The organism is Nocardia wallacei (genome assembly GCF_014466955.1).
Classification (GTDB): domain Bacteria; phylum Actinomycetota; class Actinomycetes; order Mycobacteriales; family Mycobacteriaceae; genus Nocardia; species Nocardia wallacei.
The window spans coordinates 5,675,677-5,696,461 of record NZ_AP023396.1 but is presented as its reverse complement, the minus strand read 5'-3'; the positions used below and the strand labels follow the sequence as shown (position 1 = coordinate 5,696,461).

Here is a 20,785-nt window from a genome sequence, read left to right as displayed (position 1 = left end):
GGGCCACTGTCGCAACGGGTGGCTGAAGCGGGCCTGAACGGGCCTGAAATCCGATTCAGGAAGGGTTCGCGGCCAGTACCGCGGCAAGTCCTTCTCGAACGTCGGTGACGAAATACTCCGGGACCTCGAGGGACGGGAAATGCCCGCCGATTTCGGGGGACCGCCAGCGGACGATCTGCCGGAATCGCTTCTCGGCCCAGCCACGCGGATATTTCTCGATGTCGCGGGGATATACGGTGATCGCGGACGGAACGTCGACGCGGAGTTCGGGGTCGAGGGAGTTGTGGCTTTCGTAGTAGATGCGGGCCGCGGCGGCGCCGGTGCGGGTGAGCCAGTACAGCGTGACGTCGTCGAGAATGCGGTCCCTGGAGATGGTTTCGAACGGGCTGTCCTCGGTGTCGGTCCACTCCGCGAACTTGTCGAGGATCCAGGCGAGCAGTCCGACGGGTGAGTCGACGAGGGCGTAGCCGATGGTCTGTGGCCGGGTCGCCTGCTGTTTCGCGTATGCCGCGCGGTGACGCCAGAAATGGCTGGTCTCCTCGGTCCATGCGCGTTCGAGCGCCGTCAGGCCCTCCGTCGGCAAGCCGGGCGGGGACTGCGCGGTCGTGGTGTGGATGCCGAGGACGTGCTCGGGGAATCTGCCGCCGAGGATCGTGGTGATCACGCCTCCCCAATCGCCGCCGTGCGCGACGAATCTGCGGTAGCCGAGCCTTCGCATCAGTTCCACCCAGGCGGCCGCGATCTTTTCGGTTCCCCAGCCGGTGGCGGCGGGTTTATCGCTGTAGCCGAAGCCCGGTAACGACGGGACCACCACGTGGAACGCCGGGGCGGCGGCGTCTTCCGGATCGGCCAATTCGTCTATCACGTCGATGAATTCGGCAATGCTGCCCGGCCAGCCGTGGGTCACGATCAGGGGCGTGGCGTCCGCGCGGGTGGAGCGGCGGTGCAGGAAATGGATGCCCAGACCGTCGATTGTGGTGCGGTACTGGCCGATTCGGTCGAGGCGCGCTTCGAACGACCGCCAGTCGTACTCCGTGCGCCAGTAGTTCACGACCTCGGTGAGATCGGCGAGGGGGACGCCCTGTGCCCATCGGCGCGGGCCGGGCGGGGCGGGGTGGACCGTCTCCGGCTCCGGTAGGCGTGCCGCGGCCAATCGCGCGCGCAGATCGTCGAGGTCGGCGTCGGGTGCGCGGGTTTCGAATGCGCGCACGTCGGCGGGTGAACCGTGCATGAGACCTCCAGGCCGTCGCTGAGCGGGCTGCGGCTCGTCGTGAACCGGCTAAGACGGTTCTAACACGCGATCGAGCCGGGCTGCAACCGGCTATGGTGGTTCCATGCCTGCTGGGTTTCCCGACTTTCGCCTCGGTAACGTGCTGGCGACCAGCTTCACGGGGACGCTGTCGGAGCGTCACGGCGACGCGATCGAGCGCATTCCCACGCCGCAGCGCCTGGTCGACTGGCTGCGGGTGAACGGCCTCGCCGTCGACTCCTGCACCCCCGCCCAGCTCGAACGCGCCCGGGAACTGCGGGAATCGATCCACGCCGCTGCCACGGCCGCCGCTACCCGAGCCGCCCTACCCGCCGCCGCGGTCCGAGTGATCAACGACTGCAGCGTTCAGGGCCGCGCATCGGCAATCCTTGCGCCCGAAGGCAATCGGCACTGGCAACTCAGCTCGCCGACCTGCGTGGCAGACGCCCTGGGCGTGATCGCCGCCGACGCGATCAGCATCATCGCAGGCGAACGAGACGGAAAACTGGCCCTGTGCGCCTCCCCTACCTGCCGAGCCGCCTTCTTCGACACCAGCCGAAGCCGCACCCGCAAATGGTGCGACATGAACACCTGCGGCAACCGTCAGAAGAAAGCCCGCTTCAACGCCAGCCACCGCAAGGAATCCAGCTCATAAAGACATACCGAGCCGGATGTTCCGCAGCCCTTCGGCGGACCGCGCGTTGTCGTCCAGGCACTCATCGGTCACGGTCATGTGCGAAGACCTCCGATCGGAAGGGGTTTCGGACCTGCGAAGGTGTGCGTTCACGGCCGCAGGCCGGGCGCCGATGCCGCGATGGATGGGCACACGCCGAGCCGAAACCTGGCGTGTCGATATCCGACTGCGGTGGGTGTACCCGGGGAGAGGGGAGCGGTACGCTCGCGATGGGCCGTCGCCTGAGAGGATGAGCTATGAGTACTCGCATTGTTGCTCGGCAGTGCACTCTGTGTGAGGCGCACTGCGGGATCCTGGTCACCGTCGAGGGGGATCGGGTCGCGCGGATCGAGGGGAACCCGGAAGACGTTCTGTCGCAAGGGTATATCTGCCCGAAGGCGACCGCGATGGGCGGACTGCACCACGACCCGGACCGGCTGCGGACGCCGGTGCGGCGGGTTGGCGACGGGTTCGAGCCGATCGGCTGGGACGAGGCGTTCCGGGAGATCGGGCGGCGGCTGCGCGCGATCCGGCGCGAGCACGGGCCGAGCGCGATCGCGATGTATCTGGGTAACCCGGCCGCGCACAGTTCCTCGGTGCTGTACGGGGCGCTGCTGCGGATGGCGTTGTTGACGCGCAATTTCTACACGGCGTCCTCGATCGATCAGTTCCCGCAGGAGTTCGCGGCCTGGCGGATGTTCGGCTCGAACGTGCTCATGCCGATCGCCGATATCGACCGCACCGACCGGCTGGTGATCCTCGGCGCGAATCCGGCGGTCTCGAACGGTTCGGTGACCACGATGCCGAACGCCAAGCAGCGCATCAAGGATGTGCGCGGCCGAGGCGGGAAGGTCGTGGTGATCGACCCGCGCCGCACCGAGACCGCGCGGCTGGCCGACGAGCATATGGCGGTCGTCCCCGGCGGCGACGTCCACCTGCTGCTGGCCGTGCTGCACGTCCTGGCGACCGAGAACCTCTGCGACGAAGCGGCGATTCGGCGGCAATGCGCGGGCTGGGACGAATTGCGCGCTCTGGTAGCGGATTTCACTCCGGAGCTGGCCGCGCCGCACGCGGGTGTCGACGCGGAGACCATCCGCCGCTTCGCGCGTGAGCACGCGGCCGCCCGGTCGGCGGTGCTGTACGCGCGCATCGGCGTGTGCCAGCAGGTGACCGGCACGCTGACGCACTGGCTGGTGAACACCATCAACGCGGTTACCGGAAATCTGGATCGTGCCGGGGGCCAGATGTTCTCGACTCCGCCGGTCGACGCGCCCAGGGTCGGCAAGTACCTGCCAATGGCGCACGGCGCGTGGACTGATCGTTCGGGCAGGTACAAGTCGTTCCGCTCCGAGCTGCCGGTGGCGGCGCTGGCCGACGAGATCCTGACCGAGGGGGAGGGACAGGTCCGCGCCATGATCACCTACGCCGGGAATCCGGTGCTGTCGACCCCGCAGGCCGGTCGCCTGGACGCGGCGCTGGAATCGCTGGATTTCTATGTGGCCGTGGACATGTACATCACCGAGACCACCCGGCACGCCGACATCATCCTGCCGCCGGTGTCCCCGCTGGAACGCGAGGACGTCAACCTGCTGTTCCCCGTGTTCAGCGTGCGCAACAACCTGCGGTACGACGCCCGGGTCTTCGAGCCACCGGCCGACGGACTGGAGGACTGGCAGATTCTGGCGCGGATGATCACCGAGGTGGTGCCGCTGCCCGCCCGCCGGTTGACCAGCCGCGCCCTCAACGGCGTGTTCGAGCGGCTCAGCCCGCTGCGGCTGGGCGCGCTGGGCATCGCGGCCGGGCCGTACGGTGTGCTGCGCCGGGGCCGGAAAGGCTTGCGGGTCAAGGATGTTCGCGAGGCGCCCGGTGGTGTGGACCTCGGCCCGCTGCGCCCGCGGCTGCCCAAGCTGATCGGTACCCGGGACCGCAGGGTGCGTATCGCCCCGCCCGATTTCGTCACCGCCGCCCGCGCGATCGTCGACGACGTACGCCAGGCCCCGCCCGCCGGACCCGAGGGCTACGACCTGCGCCTGATCGGCCGAAGGCACCTGCGCAGCAACAACTCCTGGCTGCACAACGTCCCCGCCATGGTGAAGGGCCGCGACCGCTGCACGGTACTCGTGCACCCCGCCGACGCCGACCCGCGCGGCCTCGCCGCCGGCGACCCGGTCACCGTCTCCTCCACCACCGGCTCCATCGTCGTCACCGTCGAGATCAGCGACGACATCCGCCCCGGCACAGTCGCCATCCCGCACGGCTGGGGCCACAGCGAACCCGGCGTCGGCTGGCAACTGGCCGCCTCCCTCCCCGGCGCCAACGTCAACCTCCTCCACGACCCAGCCCTGGTCGACCCGCTCTCGGGCACGTCGGCGGTGAACAATACGTGGGTGAGCGTCACGGCCACATCGCCCGGAACCCAGGGCCGCCCAGCCGAAACCGCGGCCGCGAGCGCCCGGTAGTCCGGCCCCGCGAGTACATCCGAGTCATCGTCTCCGTCCTGGTCGCGACGCACGAAGGGCGGGCCGTTCGGCCCGCCCCTCCGCGTTCGCCGCTGATCGCGGCTCAGTTACCAGGTGTGTCGTACTGGATGCGCTGCCCGTTGGCGTCATAGGCGGGACGGCCGTGCTTGTCGAGCCATTGCCCGTCCGCGGTGCGGGTCCATCCTTCGAACTCGGTGCCTACCAGGTCGTCGCGATAGTTCTTGCTGCTCAGGTAGTTCGGTTCGCCTTCGGGCAGCGGGGGCGTGGTGCGGATCCACTCGTCCCACTCGGCGCGGTTGGCTTCCTGTTCCTCGGGGGTCGGCACGGGTGGCAGTTTCACACCGGGGTGCAGTTCTTCGTATTCCTCGCGGGTGTAGAAGGTCTTCCCGCCGACTTTTTTCGGCATGGCGTACATTCCTTCCTAGATTTCGTCCATGACGATGATCCATCGCTGTGACTCGTCGTCGAAATACTTGTTACGGACGAAGAAATCGGTTTGGTCCTTGAACTGCACTTCGTCCTTGGTGCCGCCGTACTCGTGGATTTGGCGACCGGTCTTGCTCGTGATGCGGTACTCGACATCTTTCGTACCGACGTTGACACCACCGCCGGTGCCGAGTGGGTTGGTCGATGTACACGTGTAGGCGCGTTCGGTCTTCGGCTGACCAGGGATGTAGGAGTCGAGTTCATCCTTGGGCAATTCGGTGTGCCGCACCACCTTGCCCTCGTAGGGCGGCAACTTGTCGAGCGCACGATTGTAGGCGTTGATATCCTCCTGCATCTGCGGTGTCACGCGGTTCTCGCGAATCGCGGAAATCATGTCGTTGCCGTAGCGGTCGGTCGGCCCACGGTTCAGAATGAATTTCTCTTCCTGGGTGAGTTCGGCGCGGGTCGCCATTCCGGACGGCTTGCCCAGATCGTCGGCGGATTTCTTGCCGAGCTGCTCGATATCCTGAAGCGCTTTACGCTCCTTGGCGACATCCTGAAGTGTCCGCGCGCCTTTGATACCGCCCTCGTATTTGTTGCGCGCTTTCCAGGCGTCGATAATCGCGCGGATCGGGCGCGCGAACCGCGCGGCGATTTCCACCGCCTTCGCCGACGCCACCGCGGCGCCGATACCGAACGTGACGAACGACGTGGCGATGCCGATCGCAGCGGTGATCGCCAGCTCTTTGGCGAGTTCCTTGCCCAGATCCTCGAGCTGGGTTTTCAGCTCTTCCCGCAGCGCGGCGAGCTGCGTGGAGTGGTCGCGGCAGGCGGTCGCGAGCACCCCGAACGATGCCGGGACCGCGTCGGCCGCGGTTTTCAGTTGGGCCAGGTGGCCCTCGATGTACTCGCATTCCGGGGTTTGGATGTCGGCGAAAAACCCTTTGATGCGCTCGATTTCCGCCGGAAGGTTCGACACCGCGGGCGCGGTCTGCATCTGCGTCCACACATCGGCGACCGAGCCGAGTTTCTCCGTGTCGCCGTTGGGCACGATGATGCCCACCTTCTCGGCGATTCTCAGTGGCTCGTCCAGTCCATTGACCGGGCCGCCCGCGGACGGCAGCGGTGCGTGGCAGGTGTAGAGCAGCGGTGCCGGGAGCGGCGGCGGATCCGGGGCAGGGGTGTTGTCGCCGTGGGTGGCGGTGTGCTCGGCCACGTCGTGGTTGTGACCCAGGGTGCGCAGCGTTCCGGCGTAGGCGGCCATGGTGCGGGCCAGCGCGGCCGCGCCGGTCAGTGCGTCGAAAGCGTGCTGGTCGTAGGACTCGGCCCACTTCTTCGCTTCCTCGTAGGTGCCGGCCATGCTCGCCCCTGCCGACAGGGCACCATAACGGCTATCCACCTCGGTGAACAGGTTGTTCGCGGCGGTGGTCAAGGCGCCCGCGGCGTCATAGTAGACAGCGGGCCGGATCACCAGGGGTGTCGTCACGCGTTACCGGCCCAGGATGCCGAGATTGGTGGTCAGCGCGTCGGTGTAGGCGGTGTGCGCGGTCGCGGCGGCGGCGCGCATGGTGTCGATGCCCTCGCGGGCCTCGGTGGCGGCCTGCGACCATTCGCGGTGCGCGGTGGCGTGCGCGTCGGCCGCTTGCCCGCTCCAGGACTGGTGTGCGGCAGCGATTCTGGAATCTAGCCCGGCCAGTGAGTCGGCGATGAACCCGACCAGGCCGCCGAGCCGGGTCGTGACGTCGTTCAGGTGCTCGAGGTCGACACTGTATCCGCCGCTGTTGGTGGTGGTCACGGCAGTCGCCTCACGGATGGTTGTGTCATCGAATCTGCCTGCTAAGTGTCGAGTATCGGCGTGGTGGACGGGGCCGCGGCGGGTCGGGTGCTGAAGTCCAGCAGCCCATCGCCGGTGAGGTCGGCGGTGTTGTTGTTCTCCAAATCGGTAAATGATTCGATGGTGACGCCGAGCAGTTCTGCCATGGTCTCGAGCGCTTCGAGGACATCGATTGCCGCTTGCCGTGCTTCATCCCAGCCGAGCGAATAGCTGTCGGCGGCCCGGCCGGTCCAGGTTGACATCAGGCCCTGAACCTCCGTGTCGGCGCTGCGCAGGCCGGAGATGAGGGCCTGTGCGGTCTGCTGGACGAACTGCCCGGTATCTCGCACATGGTCGGGCACCACCGCGAACGAGGCGGGAGCGCTGTTGCCTGTATCTGCCACGTACTCAACCTTCCCAAGCCATGCGCGATCTCGCCAGCCTTGTCGGCCCGGCGAGACCTCATGACGTCACACTCATCGATCTGCGATGCTGTACGGGCAGGCCCCCGGCGTGGAAATCGACTGTGGCGCACTGTGTCAGGCCAGGTCGGCCCGGTGAGATGAGTGGCTGGAGTGTGGTCGAAGAGATTACTTGTTCTCGAGCATCGTCTCGGCTATGCGGCGGTGGTAGGTCTCTCGGGCTTGGGGGTCGGGGTGGGTGAAGGCTGTGGTCATGCCGGAGAGGTCGGAGGTGAGGCGGCGGAGGCGGTGGGGGAGTAGGGAGCTGGCTCGGATTACCGGGGTGAGGGTGCGGGGGACGGTGATCAAGGGGCGGTTGCGGCCGAGGGACGAGATGATCGCGGCGGCAACGGCTTCGGGTTCTATGGTGGTGGCTTTGAGCATCCAGGCGGGCATGTTCGCGCCTGCGGAGAGTTCGGTGCGGACGTTGCCGGGGAGGATCGCGGTCACCTGGATGTCGGTGTCGGCGAGTTCGAGGTGGATCGCCTCGGTGAAGCCGATGACGGCGTGTTTGCTCGCGCAGTAGGTGGCGAGGCCGGGCATGCCCGCGGTGCCTGCCAGTGAGGCGATGTTGATCAGGTGGCCGGTGCCGCGCGGCACGAAGCGCTGGAGGGCCAGGCGGGTGCCGGTCATGACGCCGCGGACGTTGATGTCGAGAATGCGGTCGGTGAGGTCAGGGGCTTCATCTGCGAACATGCCGGAGGGCATGATGCCTGCATTGTTGACCAGCACGTCCATCGGGCCGAGTGCGGTCTCGGCCGCGTTTAGGAAGGCGGCGAAGGAGGCCGGATCGGTCACGTCCAGCGGTAGGCCGACGACCCGGCCCCCCTGTTCGGCGGCGGAGCCGCGGCCGCTGGCGGCAGACGGCGAGCCGGCGGTGTGCGAGGGGACCCGGAGTTCTTCCGCGGTCCGGACGGCCAGGTCGGCGTCGATATCGCCGAGCGCCACATTCGCCCCCTTCGCCAGAAACGCGTGTGCGGTCGCCCGCCCGATGCCGCGCGCCCCACCCGTGATCACCGCGACCCGCCCGGTCAGCGGGACGTATTTCGATGTCCGTGCCATGTCTCGCCCTTTCGCCGTTCACCCCGGACCGCGCCCGGACCGCGGTCTGTGCGCAGCGTATGCGGAAAACCGCCCATCCTCAATCACTTGATTGAATCAGGTGATTGAGGCACACTTCGGTCGACGAGAGGAGATGGCCGATGCCGGCAGGTGGCGAGGAGAGCCTGTGCGCCCCGTACGAGATCGAGTTCCCGTTCGAGCGCACGGTGGGCCCGGTCCTCGGAACGTTTCTCGGCGGCCTGCGGGACGCGCGACTGCTGGGCGCCCGAACCGCGCGCGGCACCGTCGTGTGCCCGCCCGCCGAGTTCGATCCGGTGACCGGAGAGGAGCTGACCGACCTGGTGGATCTGGCCCCGGTGGGCAGTGTCGAGTCGTGGACCTGGGTCCCGCACCGGCCGGGCGACCCGGTCGCGCACGACTTCGCCTGGGCGCTGATCCGCATCGACGGCGCGGAGGGCACCTTCTTCCACGCCCTCGATACCGGCGGCGACCCGTCGGTCCCGCGCCGGGGTCTGCGCGTGCGTGCCCGCTGGGCGGCCGAACGTCGCGGCGAGATGCGCGATCTCGCCTGTTTCGAACCGGAGGACGCGTGATGAATCGCCCACTGCCGCAACCAGTCCGGTTGATGCCGACACCGCTGCGCATGGAGTACACCTTCGTCGCGGGCACCGGCCGGTCCACATTCCTGCGCGGCTTGGCGCAACGCCGCCTGCTCGCCCGCACCTGCCCCTCGTGCGAGCACGTCTACCTGCCCGCGCCGGAGTTCTGCGCCCGCTGCCTGGTGGAACTGGACCAGCCCGCCGAACTCGACGGCCGCGGGACCGTGTCGACCTTCTGCGTGGTCAGCTTCCCGTTCCCGGGCCAGACCATCGACCCGCCCTACGTGGTCGCCTATATCCGCCCGCACGGCGCGGACACCCGGCTGATGCACCTGATCCGCGACGTCGACATCGCCGACGTGCACATCGGCATGGAGGTCGAACCGGTCTGGGCCGAGGGCGATCTCGAACCGTCCTGGATGAGCATCCGCCACTACCGGCCCGTCACGGAGGTGCGCGATGCGTGAGGTCGCCGTCGTCACCAGTGCCCAGTCGCCGTGCCTGGCGGCCAACCGCCGCGACGACATGTCCGGCATCCTGCTGCCGGTGATCCGCGAGGCACTCGCGGACATCGAATTGAGCCGGGACAGAGTCGATTTCGTCGTCTCCGGCAGCCACGACTTCCACGAGGGCCGCACCTTCGCCTACATCGATTCGCTCGACGCCGTGGGCGCGTGGCCGCCGATCTCCGAGTCCCATGTGGAGATGGATGCCGCGTGGGCGTTCTACGAGGCGTGGGCGTGGCTGCAACTCGGGCACGGCGATATCGCGCTGGTGTACGGGATCGGGCGCGGCTCGCTGCCCCGAGACCTGGACCAGGTGGTGCCCACCCAGCTCGATCCGTACCTGCTGACCCCGCTGCGCCCGCACCAGGACGCGATCGGCGGATTGCAGGCGTGCGCGCTGCTGGAGGCAGGCGTCACGACGGAGCAGGAGATGGCGCGCATCGTCGCGCGCAGCCTGGCCGACGCCCGGTCGAACCCACACGCGCAGGTCAGCGGTGAGTACGCCACGGACGCCCTGTTGAGCGAACCGTATGTGGCATCGCCGCTGCGCCGTCACGACGTGGCCCCGGTCGGCGACGCGGCCGCCGTGGTGGTCCTGGCCGCCGGGGACGTGGCCCGATCGCTCACCGAGCACCCGGCCTGGGTGCGCGGCATCGACCACCGGATGGACACCCACTACCCCGGCGCGCGGGACCTGACCCACGCACCGTCGGCACGCCGGGCCGCGACCGAGGCGGCGAAGCTCGCGGGCTTCGCCGCGGCGGACGTCGATGTCGCCGAACTGCACATCGAATACTCCGCGCAGGAGCCGCTGCTGGCCCGCGAACTCGGACTCGGCGCGGCCACGGCGATCAACCCCTCGGGCGGGCCGCTGGCGGGCCGCCCGACCACCGCCACCGGGCTGCTGCGGATCAGCGAGGCGGCCGCCGCCGTGCGCACCGGCCGGGCCGGGCGCGCCCTCGCCCACGCCACCAACGGCCAAGCGCTGCAACAGAATATGGTCTGCCTGCTGGAAGGGGACACCCGTGCCTGAACCCATCGCCGTTATCGGCATCGGCCAGGGCAAACAGGCCAAGCGCCGGGAGACGACCATCGGCGCGCTGGTGCGCGAGGCCGTGGCCGCCGCCATGGCCGACGCCGAACTCGAACTCGGCGACGTCGACGCGGTCGTGCTGTCCAAGACGCCCGACCTGTTCGACGGGGTCATGAATCCGGAGCTGTATCTCGCCGACGCGCTCGGCGCCCGGGGATTGCCCGTGACGCGGGTGTTCACCGGCGGCAGCGTCGGCGGGCACGCCGCCATCTACGGCGCGCACCTGATCGAGGCGGGGCTCGCGCGCCGGGTGCTGGTCGCGGCGTATTCCAAAGAGTCCGAAGGGAATTTCACATGGGCGCTCTCGCGCGGGCTGCCGTTCAGCGCGTCGCTCGGGGCCGGAGCGGGCGGGCATTTCGCCCCGGTGATCCGCGAGTACATCCGCCGGTCGGGAGCGCCGGAGCACATCGGCTGGCAGGTCGCGGTCAACCATCGGCTCAACGCGCTGCGCAATCCCTTCGCGCACGTGCACATGCCGGACATCACGGTCGAGAAGGTCCGTGAGTCCAAGATGCTGTGGGACCCGATCCGGTATCTGGAGTCGTGCCCGTCCTCCGACGGCGCGGCCGCGATCGTGCTCGCCGGAGCGGCCGACGTCGGCAACCCGGCTCGCCCGCCCGCGTGGATCCACGGCATGTCGTGGCGCACCGAGACCGGGCACTTCGCGGGTCGGGACGAGGTGAACCCGCGCGCGGGCGCCGAATGCGCGGCAGATGCCTACCGGCAGGCCGGAATCGGTTCTCCCGCCGCGGAAATCGACGTCGCCGAGCTGTACATCCCGTACAGCTGGTACGAGCCGATGTGGATGGAGAACATCGGCCTCGCGCCGCTGCACGAGGGCTGGAAGCTCGTCGACGACGGCACCACGCGCTTCGACGGGGCGCTGCCGATCAATCCGTCCGGTGGTGTGCTGTCCGGCAATCCGACCGGCGCTACGGGTCTGGTCCGTTTTCTCGAGGCGGCCTTGCAGGTGCGGGGACTGGCCGGGGCACACCAGGTCGAGGGCGCGCGCCGGGCGGTGGGGCACGCCATGGGCGGTGCGTCACAGTTCCACGCCCTGTGGGTCGTCGGCAGTGAAAGGCCGAATTGATGAGTGGCACCGGCGAATCCATTCGGTTCGAGCGCGCCGGTGCGGTGGCTGTGGTGACCATGAACCGCCCGCAGCGCCGCAACGCCCTGAACCTGGAGATGATCGGGTTGCTCGCCCGCGCCTGGGACGAGATCGACGCGGACGACGACATCCGGGTCGCTGTACTCACCGGTGCGGGTGAAACCTATTGTGTCGGTGGCGATCTCGGGGACGGCTGGATGACCGGCGGGCGCGACCGCGCCGACTTCGACCCGGCCGCGATCGGCCGTGGCCTGCTGCTCACCCGTTCGCTGCGCAAGCCGCTGATCGCGGCGGTGAACGGCGCGTGCCTCGGCGGCGGGCTGGAGATGTTGCAGCAGACCGACATTCGCATCGCGGAGGAGCAGGCGACCTTCGGGCTGCCGGAGGTGCGGCGCGGACTCATTCCCGGCGCGGGGTCGACGGTGCGATTGAAACGGCAGATCCCCTATACCAAGGCGGTCGAGATGATCCTTACCGGCGACCCGCTCACCGCCCGGGAGGCCTACGAATTCGGCCTGGTGGGCCACGTCGTCCCCACCGGGACCGCGCTCGCGAAGGCCCACCAGATCGCCGACCGGGTGGCCCGCAATTCCCCGCTCGCGGTGCAGCACGCCAAGGCGGCCCTGCTGGCGAGCGGCTGGCTGCCCGACGAGGACGCGCGGGCGATCGAAGGCAGGTTCGTGCGCGAGGTCATCACCTCCGACGACGCCCGGGAGGGCCGGAAAGCGTTCGTGGAGAAGCGCGAACCGAGGTTCACGGGCAAGTGACCCGCACGGAAGTGGAGGATGGATCGAGTATGCGTCGTGTTTTCGTCGTCGGGGTGGCGATGACGCCGTTCGTCAAGATCGGCTCGCGGGAGTGGACGTATCCCGAGATGGTGGGCGAGGCGGTGCGTGGCGCGCTCGACGACGCGGGCCTGACCTACGACCGGATTCAGCGTGCCGCGGTGGGTTATGTGTTCCAACCGTCGGCGGCGGGTCAGCGGGTGCTCTACGACGTCGGGCTGTCCGGCATCCCGATCGTCAATGTCAACAACAACTGCGCGACCGGCTCCACCGCGATCATGCTGGCCCGCGAGTGGGTCGGGGCGGGCCTGGCCGACGTGACGCTGGCCGTGGGCTTCGAGCAGATGACCAAGGAGGCGATGGCCGGACCGGCCACCAAACCGGCCGTCACCACTATCGACGCCCACCTGCGGGTGATGGCCGCCGAGTACGACTTCGGTACCGCCCCGATGACCACTCAGTTCTTCGGCAACGCGGCCGTGGAACACATGCAGCGCTACGGCACCACGGCCGAGCAGCTGGCGCGGGTGGCGGTGAAGAATCACGAGCATTCCACGCGAAACCCGTTGGCGCAGTTCCAAGTTCCCTACACCCTGGACCAGGTGCTCGGCGACCGTCCGGTGCACGGCCCGCTCACCCGGTCGCAGTGCTCGCCGATGTCCGACGGCGCGGGCGCGGCCGTGCTGGCGAGCGAGGGCTTCGTCCGCGAGCACGGCCTCGAGGCCCAGGCCGTGGAGATCCTGGCGCAGGAACTGGTGACCGACGACGCGTCGGCGTTCGACACGGGCTCGATGATCGACGTCGTCGGCGCGCCCATGACCCGCACGGCCGCCCGGCGCGCGCTGGAGACCGCCGGACTCGGCATCGGCGAGGTCGACGTGATCGAGCTGCACGACTGCTTCTCGATCAACGAACTGATCACCTACGAGGCCCTCGGCCTGTGCGGGGCGGGCGAATCCGGCGCGCTGGTCGACTCCGGGGCCACCACCTACGGCGGTGACTGGGTGGTCAACCCGTCCGGCGGCCTGATCTCGAAGGGTCATCCGCTCGGCGCCACCGGACTGGCGCAGGCGACCGAGTTGTCCTGGCAGCTGCGGGGGCTGGCGGGGGAGCGGCAGGTCGCCGGCGCGCGGGTGGCGCTGGCGCACAATCTCGGCCTCGGCGGAGCCTGCATGGTTACCGTCTACGCAGCACCCGGTGTCGCATGAGTATGGGAGAGACAGTGCTCGAAACATCGACCGACGCGATTGATCCGGCCACCCGCCTGCGGTTGCCGGTCCACAACGGCCACTCGCTGCTCGCGGGATTGAGGCGACACCGGCGCGATCCGGTGATGACCCTCGGCGAGACCGTGCTCACCGGCGCCGACGTCATCGACGCGATCAGCCGCTATGCCGCCGCGTTCGCCGCGCACGGCGTGGACACCGGCACGCCCAGCGCGCTGCTCGCGCTGAACCGGCCCGAGGTGCTGTTCATCCTGGGCGCCGGGCAGATTCGCGGCCACCGCCGCACCGCCCTGCACCCGATGGGCGGCCTGGACGACCACGTGCACGTGCTCACCGACGCCGGAATCACCAGCCTGGTGATCGACCCGCTCCCGCAATTCGTCCAGCGGGCGAGGGAATTGGTGGACCGGGTGCCGGAGCTGACGCGGGTGCTGGTGCTCGGGCCGGTGCCGGAGGAACTCGCCGACGTCGGGGTGGACCTCATCGCCGCCGCAGCGGAATTCGAGCCGCAACCGATCGAAGCCGTCGATGTGCCACCGGATTTCGTGGTGTCGATCAGCTACACCGGCGGCACCACCGGAAAGCCCAAGGGCGTCATCGGTACCGCCGGGGGCATGGCGACCATGACGCAGATCCAGCTGTCGGAGTGGGAATGGCCCAAGCGGCCGAAGTTCCTCATCTGCACGCCGCTGTCGCACGCGGGCGCGGCGTTCTTCCTGCCGGTGGTGCTGCTCGGCGGGCAGTGCGTGGTGCTGCCGCGGTTCGACGCCGGAGATGTGTTGCGCGCCATCGAGGAACACCGGATCACCGCGACCATGCTGGTGCCGTCGATGCTGTACGCGCTGCTGGATCATCCCGATATCGACAAGCGCGATCTGTCGTCGCTCGAGACGGTCTACTACGGCGCGTCCGCCATCGATCCGACCCGGCTGACCCAGGCCATCGAGCGGTTCGGGCCGATCTTCGCGCAGTATTTCGGGCAGTCCGAGGCGCCCATGGCCATCAGCTATCTGCCCAAGGGCGAGCACACCCGCGAGCGCCTCACCTCGTGCGGGCGGCCGTCGGCGGCCCTGCGCACGGCGTTGATCGATGCCGAGGGCACTGTGGTCGCGCCGGGTGAGGTCGGCGAAATCTGTGTCTCCGGACCACTTCTCGCGGGCGGCTACCTGAATCTGCCCGAGGTGACCGCCGAGACCTTCCGCGACGGCTGGCTGCACACCGGCGACCTCGCCCGCGAGGACGCCGACGGGTACTGGCACATCGTCGGCCGCAGTAAGGACATGGTGGTCACCGGCGGATTCAACGTGTTCCCGCGCGAGGTGGAAGACGTTGTCTCCGAACACCCGAAGGTGCTCGACGTCGCCGTCGTCGGCGTCCCCGACCCGCGCTGGGGCGAGGCGGTCACCGCGGTCGTGGTGCTGGACAAGGAGATCGCCGCCGACACCGCCGCCGTGGCGGCGGTGACCGACGAGATCCAGCAGGAAGTCAAGCGCCGCAAGGGTTCCGTGCAGGTACCCAAACACGTCCTCGTCGTGGACGACCTGCCGCTCACGGGACTCGGGAAGATCGACAAGAAGGCGGTGCGGGCGATCGCGGCGGAGCACCTCGACCGCTGACGGCGTAGGAGGTACCGGCCGCCCGTTCACTCGTCCAGCCATTGTTCGAGCTGGTCGAGGGTTCGGGCGGTGTGCAGGGGCATGCCGTCGTCCGCGTCGAGCAGGGTCCAGAGGCGGGGCGGCTGGGGTTGTCGCACCATGCGGTATCCGGCGCGGCGCGAGCGGAGTGTGACCTGCTGGATGCGCGCCGCCGGGGATGCGGCAGCCGTACGTGTCGGTCGCCAGAAGTCGGCCCGCACCTCGTCCCACAGCCGTGACAGCTCCGGGTGTCGTTCGCGGAGCACGGTGAGGTCGGGAGCGGTCGCGAGTGGGCTCGACAGGAGGGGCTCGTTCTCGGACACCCTGCGTACCAGCGTGATTCGCAGTCGGCCGTGATGCAATTGCCAGGTCGCGGACCAGCCGTCTGCCCTGGTCTCATGCGCGCTCGTCTCGCCTCGCACCGCTCAGATCCCCTCGTTCGTGTTCGGCCGCCCCAGTTCCGTCAGTCGATCGAGAACCTCACGCAAGGTCCGCAGCGGCGGGCCGTCAGCGGTCGGCGGTCCATCGGTGCCGACCGCCGGGAAATCGACGCCGCGCTCGGCGGCGCGCTCGCGAGGCGTCTTCGACTGCGGCGCAAGGTGTCCCGCCAGCGCCAGCGTGTGATGTGCTGCCGACTTCCAGAGGCACCGCCCGGCGCGGCACGCGCGATGGCGACGCATCAATTCGTGCGCCAGTCGCAGGTCGGCGAAATCGCACAACTCAGGTGGTTCGACCAGAATGCGCATTGAATTTGGTTGTGCCGCAGGCATGTTCGTCATCATTCGAACCTTCGTTCGGTGTGTTTGTTGACTCGATGACCGGTGCTCGGAGTAGACTCACATCGCCCACACCGGTTGCGACCCGGTAGCGCGGGGACGATTTGGCCTCACCAATAGTGAGTCTCCGCCATCGGTGCATTCAGTAGTACGCCTCCCACCACCAGCTCGGAACGGTTCAGGGGGCGCAGCAGTCGAGTTTCTTCCGAAATTCCACGCGGTAGAGCAAATCGATTCCAAACTGACAACGTCCGATAGCGAGGCTAACGAATGTCCACGAGCGCAACCGGTTCCACTTTGGCGCGGCGCATGCTCGGCCGTGCCCTCAAGCGTCTCCGCGAAGGGGCGGGCGTGCCGCCCAAGGAGGCCGCGAAGACCATTCGAGTGTCACCACAGACCCTGTGGCGGATCGAGACCGGCCAGCCGGGGCCGAAGTTGAAAGAAATCTATGTGCAAGCTCTGTGTGAGTTCTACGGGGCCGCGCCGGAAGAGATGCGAGCTCTCGTCGGTCTCGTGGAGTTGGCCGAGCAAAGGAGCTGGTGGCAGCCCTACGAAGACGTGATCCCCGAAGTGTTTGCCCTTTTCATCGGCCTCGAAGAGTTTGCTCGCGAATGGACGACGTTCCAGCTCACCCTGGTGCCGGGGATTCTGCAGACGGCCGACTATCGCCGTGCTGGAGTATGGGCGCTCGAACCACAGGCAAGCCCCACAGAGGTCGAGCGAAACGTCGAGCTGACCATCAAGCGGCAAGAGAGACTGAATCAGGACAGGGATAGTTTCAATGTTCAGGCGCTGTTGTGCGAGTCGGTTCTGCGCTATCCGATCGGTGGCCCTGCTGTCATGGGACGGCAGCTGCGCCATTTGGAGCAAGTGAGTGAGATGCCCAACGTGACTCTCCAGGTCGTACCGCTGAGTGCCGGAATGCATGTCGGATTGCAGGTAGGCAGCTTCGTAATGCTGGAGTTTCCGGAGCATCCGAGGGCCTACCTGTCGGAACCTCCACTGGTCTACGTCGATGGCTACACGGGTGCCCTCTACCTGGAGCGAGAGGCAGAGATTCGGCAATATCGTCAGGGGCTTGCGGGTATCCGCCGTGTAGCGTTGGGGGAGGGCGCATCCAGAGAACTGGTCGCCCAGATCGCAAGGGAGTACGAAGGGTGATCGACCTGTCCGGGGCGAAGTGGTTCAAGTCCAGCCGAAGCAAGGAAGCGCAAGCATGCGTGGAGGTCGCGCATCTCGACGGGGGCATGGTCGGCGTGCGTGACTCGAAGAACCGGTCCGGCCCAGCGCTGATCTTCACGCCGGGTGAGTGGGATGCCTTCACTTCCGGCGTTCGAGGCGGGGAGTTCGATCGCCCCTCCGCGTGACGGCCATATACGACGCGCGGTAACCGGGCAGTGCTGCTTATGAAGTGGCGCGGTGGCCTGTCCGGTAGCGGCCCGGGGTGGTGCCGAGGACGGTGGTGAAGGCGGCGATGAAGCTGCTGGGGTTCGCCCAACCGCAGGCATGTGCGACATGGGTGGTGTCGTGGCCCTCGGCGAGGAGCACCAGCGCGTGGTAGATGCGTAGCTGGGTGCGCCAGGCGTAGAAGGTTGTGCCGAGTTCGTCGTGGAACAGTCGGCTGAGCGTGCGGGCGCTGGCTCCTACCGCACGCCCGAGTTCGGTCAGTGAGGAATTGTTCGCCGGGTTCTCGTACAGCAGCTCCGCCACGGCCCGCAGGCGGTCGTCGCGCGGCTCGGGTAGCTCCAGAGCCCGCTCGCGGGCTTCGAAGAGTTCATCCACGAGAACTCGCCGCAGACGGCTGCGCGCTGCCTTGCCGCGATTCCGCGTCCGGCCGCAATCCTTTGGCTCGCAATCAGATCCGCCCGGCGGGACAGTGAGGGCGAGGAGGATTTCGCGGGCGAGGGCGGTGGCGGTGAAGACCGTGGGGCGGGGCGGTAGGAGGCGGGCGTGGGAGTGGGGGAGGAAGACGATTCGCATGTCTGTCGGGCCGTGGGCGCGGTGGTGGTGGGCGACGCCGGCGGGGGTCCAGGCGACGCGGTTGGCGGGGACGATCGAGGTGCCCGCCTCGGTGTGCACCGTCAGGACGCCGCTCGCCGCGTAGACCAGATGTCCCCGGGTGTGGGTGTCCACCGCGCTCACGCCTCCGGACGACCACAGATGCACGCCACCGGACGGCCACAGGAGAGACTTCGGGGGAGTTTGGCGACCTACGGGCATAACCTGGCAATCTATCGGTAGCCGGACACGCCGTCCTGTCGCGACAGTGGAGGCATGAGTGCGACGATGCGAGCGGCGGTCTGTACCGGAGCGGGCCGCCCGGAAATGCTGGAGATCCGTGAGCTGCCGGTACCGGTCGTCCGGGCGGGCTGGAGTCTGGTGCGGGTGCGCGGCGCGGGTCTGAACCGGTCGGAATTGCGGACCCGCCAAGGACATTCGCCGACGGTGACCTTCCCGCGAGTACTCGGAATCGAATGCGTGGGCACCGTCGCCGCGTCCACCGATCCGGCGCTGCCCGAAGGAACGACCGTGGCGGCGGTGATGGGCGAGATGGGCCGGGCCTTCGACGGCGGCTACGCCGAGTACGCGCTGTTGCCGAACGCGCTCCTGATGCCGATCACGACGACATTGCCGTGGGACGTCCTGGCGGCGCTGCCGGAGACGTACCTGACCGCGCAGGGAGCGCTCGACGCGCTCGGTCCCGCGCCGGATGCCCGGTGGCGCTTATTGATTCGCGGCGGCACCTCCTCGGTGGGCATGGCCGCGACCTCGATCGCGGCGGCCCGCGGCGCGGAGATCGCCGCCACCACCCGGCAGCCGGGCAAAGCCGGGGCGCTGACCGGAGCGCACCACGTGCTCATCGATGACGGCGGATCGCTGGCGGCGAGTGTGCGCGCGGTGTGGCCGGACGGCCCCGACCACGTCCTGGACCTGGTCGGGGCGCGGACGGCGGCGGAGTCGCTGCGCCTGGTCCGGCGCGGCGGCACGGTGTGCGTGGCAGGCTCGCTCAGCGGGTGGACGCTGCGGGACTTCGAGCCGATCGCGATGATCCCCTCCGGAACCAAACTCACCTCGTTCCACAGCGACGACTGCCGGGGCAGCGCGGCGGCCCTGCAGCGGATCGTCGATGAGGTGGAGGCCGGGACCTATCGCCCCGACGTGGACCGCGTGTTCGGCCTGGAGGACATCGTGGCGGCCCACCGCTACATGGAAGCGGACCGGGCGACCGGAAAGGTTGTGGTGATCCCCTAGCGCCCGCTTCGCTCACCGCAGGCGGAAGCGGCGCATCACGCGGAGCATGCGCAGGGTGCGGTCCACGTACTCGTCGTACGGCTGATCCGGTGGCGGCGTGAGGACCTGGCGCTTCAGCGTGGCGATGTTGGTCGATTCGGTGAACTTCAGCAGCCCCTGGTCGCCGTTGCGCACGCCCATGCCCGACGCCTTGAAGCCGCCCGAAGGCGCGTTCTTGCTCGCGTACGCGAGAGCCGCACTGTCGTTGACATTCACGTGCCCGGCTTCGAGCCGGGCGCCGAGTGCGCGGGCTGCCGCCAGGTCGCGGCTCCACACGCTGGCGCTCAACCCGTAGCGGGTGTCGTTCGCCAGCCGCACGGCCTCGTCCACGGTGGTGAACGGGTAGAGCGCGACCACCGGGCCGAAGGTCTCGTCGGTGAACAGATCCGTTCCCGCAGTGACGTTTTCGAGCACGGTCGGTTCGTAGAAGGTCGGTCCGAGATCCGGGCGGGCGCGGCCGCCGGTGAGTACCCGGGCGCCGTGTTCGACCGCCCGGTCGACCTGGGCGGCCACCCGGTCGCGGTGGTCCTGCGAGACCAGTCCGCCCATCTCGGCGTCGAAGTCGTAGCCGGGCCCGACGCGCATCCGGGCGACCCGCGCGACGAAACGGTCCCGGAACGCCGGATACACCGATTCGTGGATGTAGACGCGCTCGATGTGCAGGCACAGCTGGCCGGTGTTGTCGAAGACCCCGGCGACGGCACTCTCGACCGCTTCGTCCAGATTCGCGTCCGACAGCACGATCATCGGATTCTTGCCGCCGAGTTCCATGCACGCCTCGACCAGGCGTCCGGCGGCCTGCGCGGCCACCCGGCGGCCGGTCGGCTCCGAACCGGTGAACATGACGAAGTCGGCCCGGTCCACCACCGCGGGGCCGACCACCGGGCCGTCGCCGCAGACGATGTGGACCAGGCCGTCGGGAATTCCGGCCTCGCGCAACAACTTCAGGCCGTAGGCGGGGCTCAGCGGCGTGCGGTTGTCGGGTTTGAGCACGATGCCGTTCCCGGCCATGAGGGCGGGAATCGCGTCGCAGAAGCCGATCGCGAACGGGAAGTTCCACGGTGCGATCACCCCCACCACGCCGCGCGGCTTGCGCAACTCGGTGGACGTGCTGACGAATGGGATCGCGCCGGGATGCCGGACCGGGCGCAGCAGTCGGGGGGCGTGTTTCAGGTAGTGGCTGATGACCATCGGGATGTCGCACAGCTCCTCGAACGCCATGCGGCGCGACTTCCCCGTCTCCAGCTGGATCAGGTCGGTGATCGTGGACTGCCGCTCGAGTACGAGACGGTGGAACCGCTCGAAGACCGCCAGCCGCCGGCGCACCGGCCACCGGGCCCACTCGGCCTGCGCGGCGCGCGCCCGCGCGAAGGCACGGTCGACATCGGCCTCCGACGACTGCGGCAGCCGCGCGACCGGCTTGCCGGTGAAAACCTCGACCACCGGTACCGCGCTGCCCAGGTCCCCGGTGACGAGCCCGGTCAGCTCGGCGAGGTCGTGCACGAGGGCGGTCGGCGTGCTCATGCCGAGGCACTCTATCAGTTGATTAGATCACTTGATAGAGATAGTCGGAAATGCTGGTCCGCACCTGATTACAATG

22 protein-coding genes are annotated in these 20,785 nt (G+C 68.4%); 12 read left to right on the top strand and 10 right to left on the bottom strand.

Annotation, left to right across the window (positions count from 1 at the left end):
• Window positions 1-55: 55 nt before the first annotated feature.
• Window positions 56-1,231, bottom strand: a complete 1,176-nt coding sequence (locus NWFMUON74_RS25095; protein WP_187684241.1) for an epoxide hydrolase family protein — start codon at window positions 1,229-1,231, stop codon at window positions 56-58.
• A gap of 103 nt (window positions 1,232-1,334) precedes the next feature.
• Here NWFMUON74_RS25095 and NWFMUON74_RS25090 point away from each other — a divergent pair, with 103 nt between their 5' ends.
• Window positions 1,335-1,904: a CGNR zinc finger domain-containing protein gene (locus NWFMUON74_RS25090; protein ID WP_187684240.1), complete on the top strand. Its 570-nt coding sequence runs from the start codon at window positions 1,335-1,337 to the stop codon at window positions 1,902-1,904.
• 275 nt (window positions 1,905-2,179) lie between these two features.
• The gene (locus NWFMUON74_RS25085; RefSeq protein ID WP_187684239.1) at window positions 2,180-4,381 is read left to right on the top strand and encodes a molybdopterin oxidoreductase family protein; all 2,202 of its coding nucleotides are present in this window, start codon (window positions 2,180-2,182) and stop codon (window positions 4,379-4,381) included.
• Between the two features lie 103 nt (window positions 4,382-4,484).
• Here NWFMUON74_RS25085 and NWFMUON74_RS25080 read toward each other — a convergent pair whose 3' ends face one another.
• From NWFMUON74_RS25080 to NWFMUON74_RS25060, 5 genes are all read right to left on the bottom strand, one after another.
• Window positions 4,485-4,808: a hypothetical protein gene (locus NWFMUON74_RS25080; RefSeq protein ID WP_187684238.1), complete on the bottom strand. Its 324-nt coding sequence runs from the start codon at window positions 4,806-4,808 to the stop codon at window positions 4,485-4,487.
• A 15-nt stretch (window positions 4,809-4,823) separates the two neighbouring features.
• Window positions 4,824-6,314 carry a hypothetical protein gene (locus NWFMUON74_RS25075; protein ID WP_187684237.1) on the bottom strand — a complete coding sequence of 497 codons (1,491 nt, stop codon included), beginning with the start codon at window positions 6,312-6,314 and terminating at the stop codon, window positions 4,824-4,826.
• Between the two features lie 3 nt (window positions 6,315-6,317).
• Complete coding sequence (locus NWFMUON74_RS25070) at window positions 6,318-6,623, bottom strand: WXG100 family type VII secretion target (RefSeq protein WP_187684236.1); 306 nt, start codon at window positions 6,621-6,623, stop codon at window positions 6,318-6,320.
• Window positions 6,624-6,664: 41 nt separating this feature from the next.
• Entirely contained in the window at window positions 6,665-7,045 is a 381-nt protein-coding gene (locus NWFMUON74_RS25065; RefSeq protein ID WP_187684235.1) for a WXG100 family type VII secretion target, read from the bottom strand.
• 186 nt (window positions 7,046-7,231) lie between these two features.
• Complete coding sequence (locus tag NWFMUON74_RS25060; RefSeq protein WP_187684234.1) at window positions 7,232-8,164, bottom strand: SDR family oxidoreductase; 933 nt, start codon at window positions 8,162-8,164, stop codon at window positions 7,232-7,234.
• Window positions 8,165-8,304: 140 nt separating this feature from the next.
• Between NWFMUON74_RS25060 and NWFMUON74_RS25055 the strand changes: the two genes are divergently transcribed.
• The 7 genes from NWFMUON74_RS25055 to fadD8 are packed head-to-tail and all read left to right on the top strand — an operon-like array spanning window position 8,305 to window position 15,100.
• Window positions 8,305-8,757, top strand: coding sequence for a Zn-ribbon domain-containing OB-fold protein (locus tag NWFMUON74_RS25055; protein WP_187684233.1), 453 nt, complete (start codon window positions 8,305-8,307; stop codon window positions 8,755-8,757).
• Window positions 8,757-9,230, top strand: a complete 474-nt coding sequence (locus NWFMUON74_RS25050) for a Zn-ribbon domain-containing OB-fold protein (protein ID WP_187684232.1) — start codon at window positions 8,757-8,759, stop codon at window positions 9,228-9,230. The genes NWFMUON74_RS25055 and NWFMUON74_RS25050 overlap by 1 nt, the downstream gene beginning before the upstream one ends.
• Window positions 9,223-10,302 (top strand): lipid-transfer protein, encoded by a 1,080-nt coding sequence (locus NWFMUON74_RS25045; RefSeq protein ID WP_187684231.1) that lies wholly within the window; start codon window positions 9,223-9,225, stop codon window positions 10,300-10,302. Before NWFMUON74_RS25050 ends, NWFMUON74_RS25045 begins: the two co-directional genes overlap by 8 nt.
• Window positions 10,295-11,452, top strand: a complete 1,158-nt coding sequence (locus NWFMUON74_RS25040) for a thiolase domain-containing protein (RefSeq protein WP_187684230.1) — start codon at window positions 10,295-10,297, stop codon at window positions 11,450-11,452. The genes NWFMUON74_RS25045 and NWFMUON74_RS25040 overlap by 8 nt, the downstream gene beginning before the upstream one ends.
• Window positions 11,452-12,240, top strand: coding sequence for an enoyl-CoA hydratase-related protein (locus NWFMUON74_RS25035; protein WP_187684229.1), 789 nt, complete (start codon window positions 11,452-11,454; stop codon window positions 12,238-12,240). Before NWFMUON74_RS25040 ends, NWFMUON74_RS25035 begins: the two co-directional genes overlap by 1 nt.
• 29 nt (window positions 12,241-12,269) lie before the next feature.
• Window positions 12,270-13,466: a thiolase C-terminal domain-containing protein gene (locus tag NWFMUON74_RS25030; RefSeq protein WP_187684228.1), complete on the top strand. Its 1,197-nt coding sequence runs from the start codon at window positions 12,270-12,272 to the stop codon at window positions 13,464-13,466.
• Window positions 13,463-15,100 carry a fatty-acid--CoA ligase FadD8 gene (gene fadD8 / locus NWFMUON74_RS25025; protein ID WP_425300743.1) on the top strand — a complete coding sequence of 546 codons (1,638 nt, stop codon included), beginning with the start codon at window positions 13,463-13,465 and terminating at the stop codon, window positions 15,098-15,100. Before NWFMUON74_RS25030 ends, fadD8 begins: the two co-directional genes overlap by 4 nt.
• A 26-nt stretch (window positions 15,101-15,126) precedes the next feature.
• Here fadD8 and NWFMUON74_RS25020 read toward each other — a convergent pair whose 3' ends face one another.
• Window positions 15,127-15,441 carry a hypothetical protein gene (locus NWFMUON74_RS25020; RefSeq protein ID WP_187684227.1) on the bottom strand — a complete coding sequence of 105 codons (315 nt, stop codon included), beginning with the start codon at window positions 15,439-15,441 and terminating at the stop codon, window positions 15,127-15,129.
• A 102-nt stretch (window positions 15,442-15,543) separates the two neighbouring features.
• A complete protein-coding gene (locus NWFMUON74_RS25015) occupies window positions 15,544-15,900 on the bottom strand; it encodes a hypothetical protein (RefSeq protein WP_187684226.1) in 357 nt (118 codons plus the stop codon).
• A 264-nt stretch (window positions 15,901-16,164) separates the two neighbouring features.
• On the opposite strand from NWFMUON74_RS25015, the gene NWFMUON74_RS25010 reads away from it, so the two are divergent.
• Window positions 16,165-17,055, top strand: coding sequence for a helix-turn-helix domain-containing protein (locus NWFMUON74_RS25010; protein ID WP_232110589.1), 891 nt, complete (start codon window positions 16,165-16,167; stop codon window positions 17,053-17,055).
• On the top strand, window positions 17,052-17,261 hold the full coding sequence (locus NWFMUON74_RS25005) for a DUF397 domain-containing protein (RefSeq protein WP_187684225.1): 210 nt from the start codon (window positions 17,052-17,054) through the stop codon (window positions 17,259-17,261). Before NWFMUON74_RS25010 ends, NWFMUON74_RS25005 begins: the two co-directional genes overlap by 4 nt.
• 37 nt (window positions 17,262-17,298) lie before the next feature.
• On the opposite strand, the gene NWFMUON74_RS25000 is transcribed toward NWFMUON74_RS25005, so the two are convergent.
• On the bottom strand, window positions 17,299-18,036 hold the full coding sequence (locus NWFMUON74_RS25000; RefSeq protein WP_197986909.1) for an AraC family transcriptional regulator: 738 nt from the start codon (window positions 18,034-18,036) through the stop codon (window positions 17,299-17,301).
• Between the two features lie 132 nt (window positions 18,037-18,168).
• Between NWFMUON74_RS25000 and NWFMUON74_RS24995 the strand changes: the two genes are divergently transcribed.
• A complete protein-coding gene (locus NWFMUON74_RS24995) occupies window positions 18,169-19,146 on the top strand; it encodes a zinc-binding dehydrogenase (protein WP_187684223.1) in 978 nt (325 codons plus the stop codon).
• Window positions 19,147-19,158: 12 nt separating this feature from the next.
• Here NWFMUON74_RS24995 and NWFMUON74_RS24990 read toward each other — a convergent pair whose 3' ends face one another.
• Window positions 19,159-20,709: a succinic semialdehyde dehydrogenase gene (locus NWFMUON74_RS24990; protein WP_187684222.1), complete on the bottom strand. Its 1,551-nt coding sequence runs from the start codon at window positions 20,707-20,709 to the stop codon at window positions 19,159-19,161.
• Window positions 20,710-20,785 lie beyond the last annotated feature (76 nt).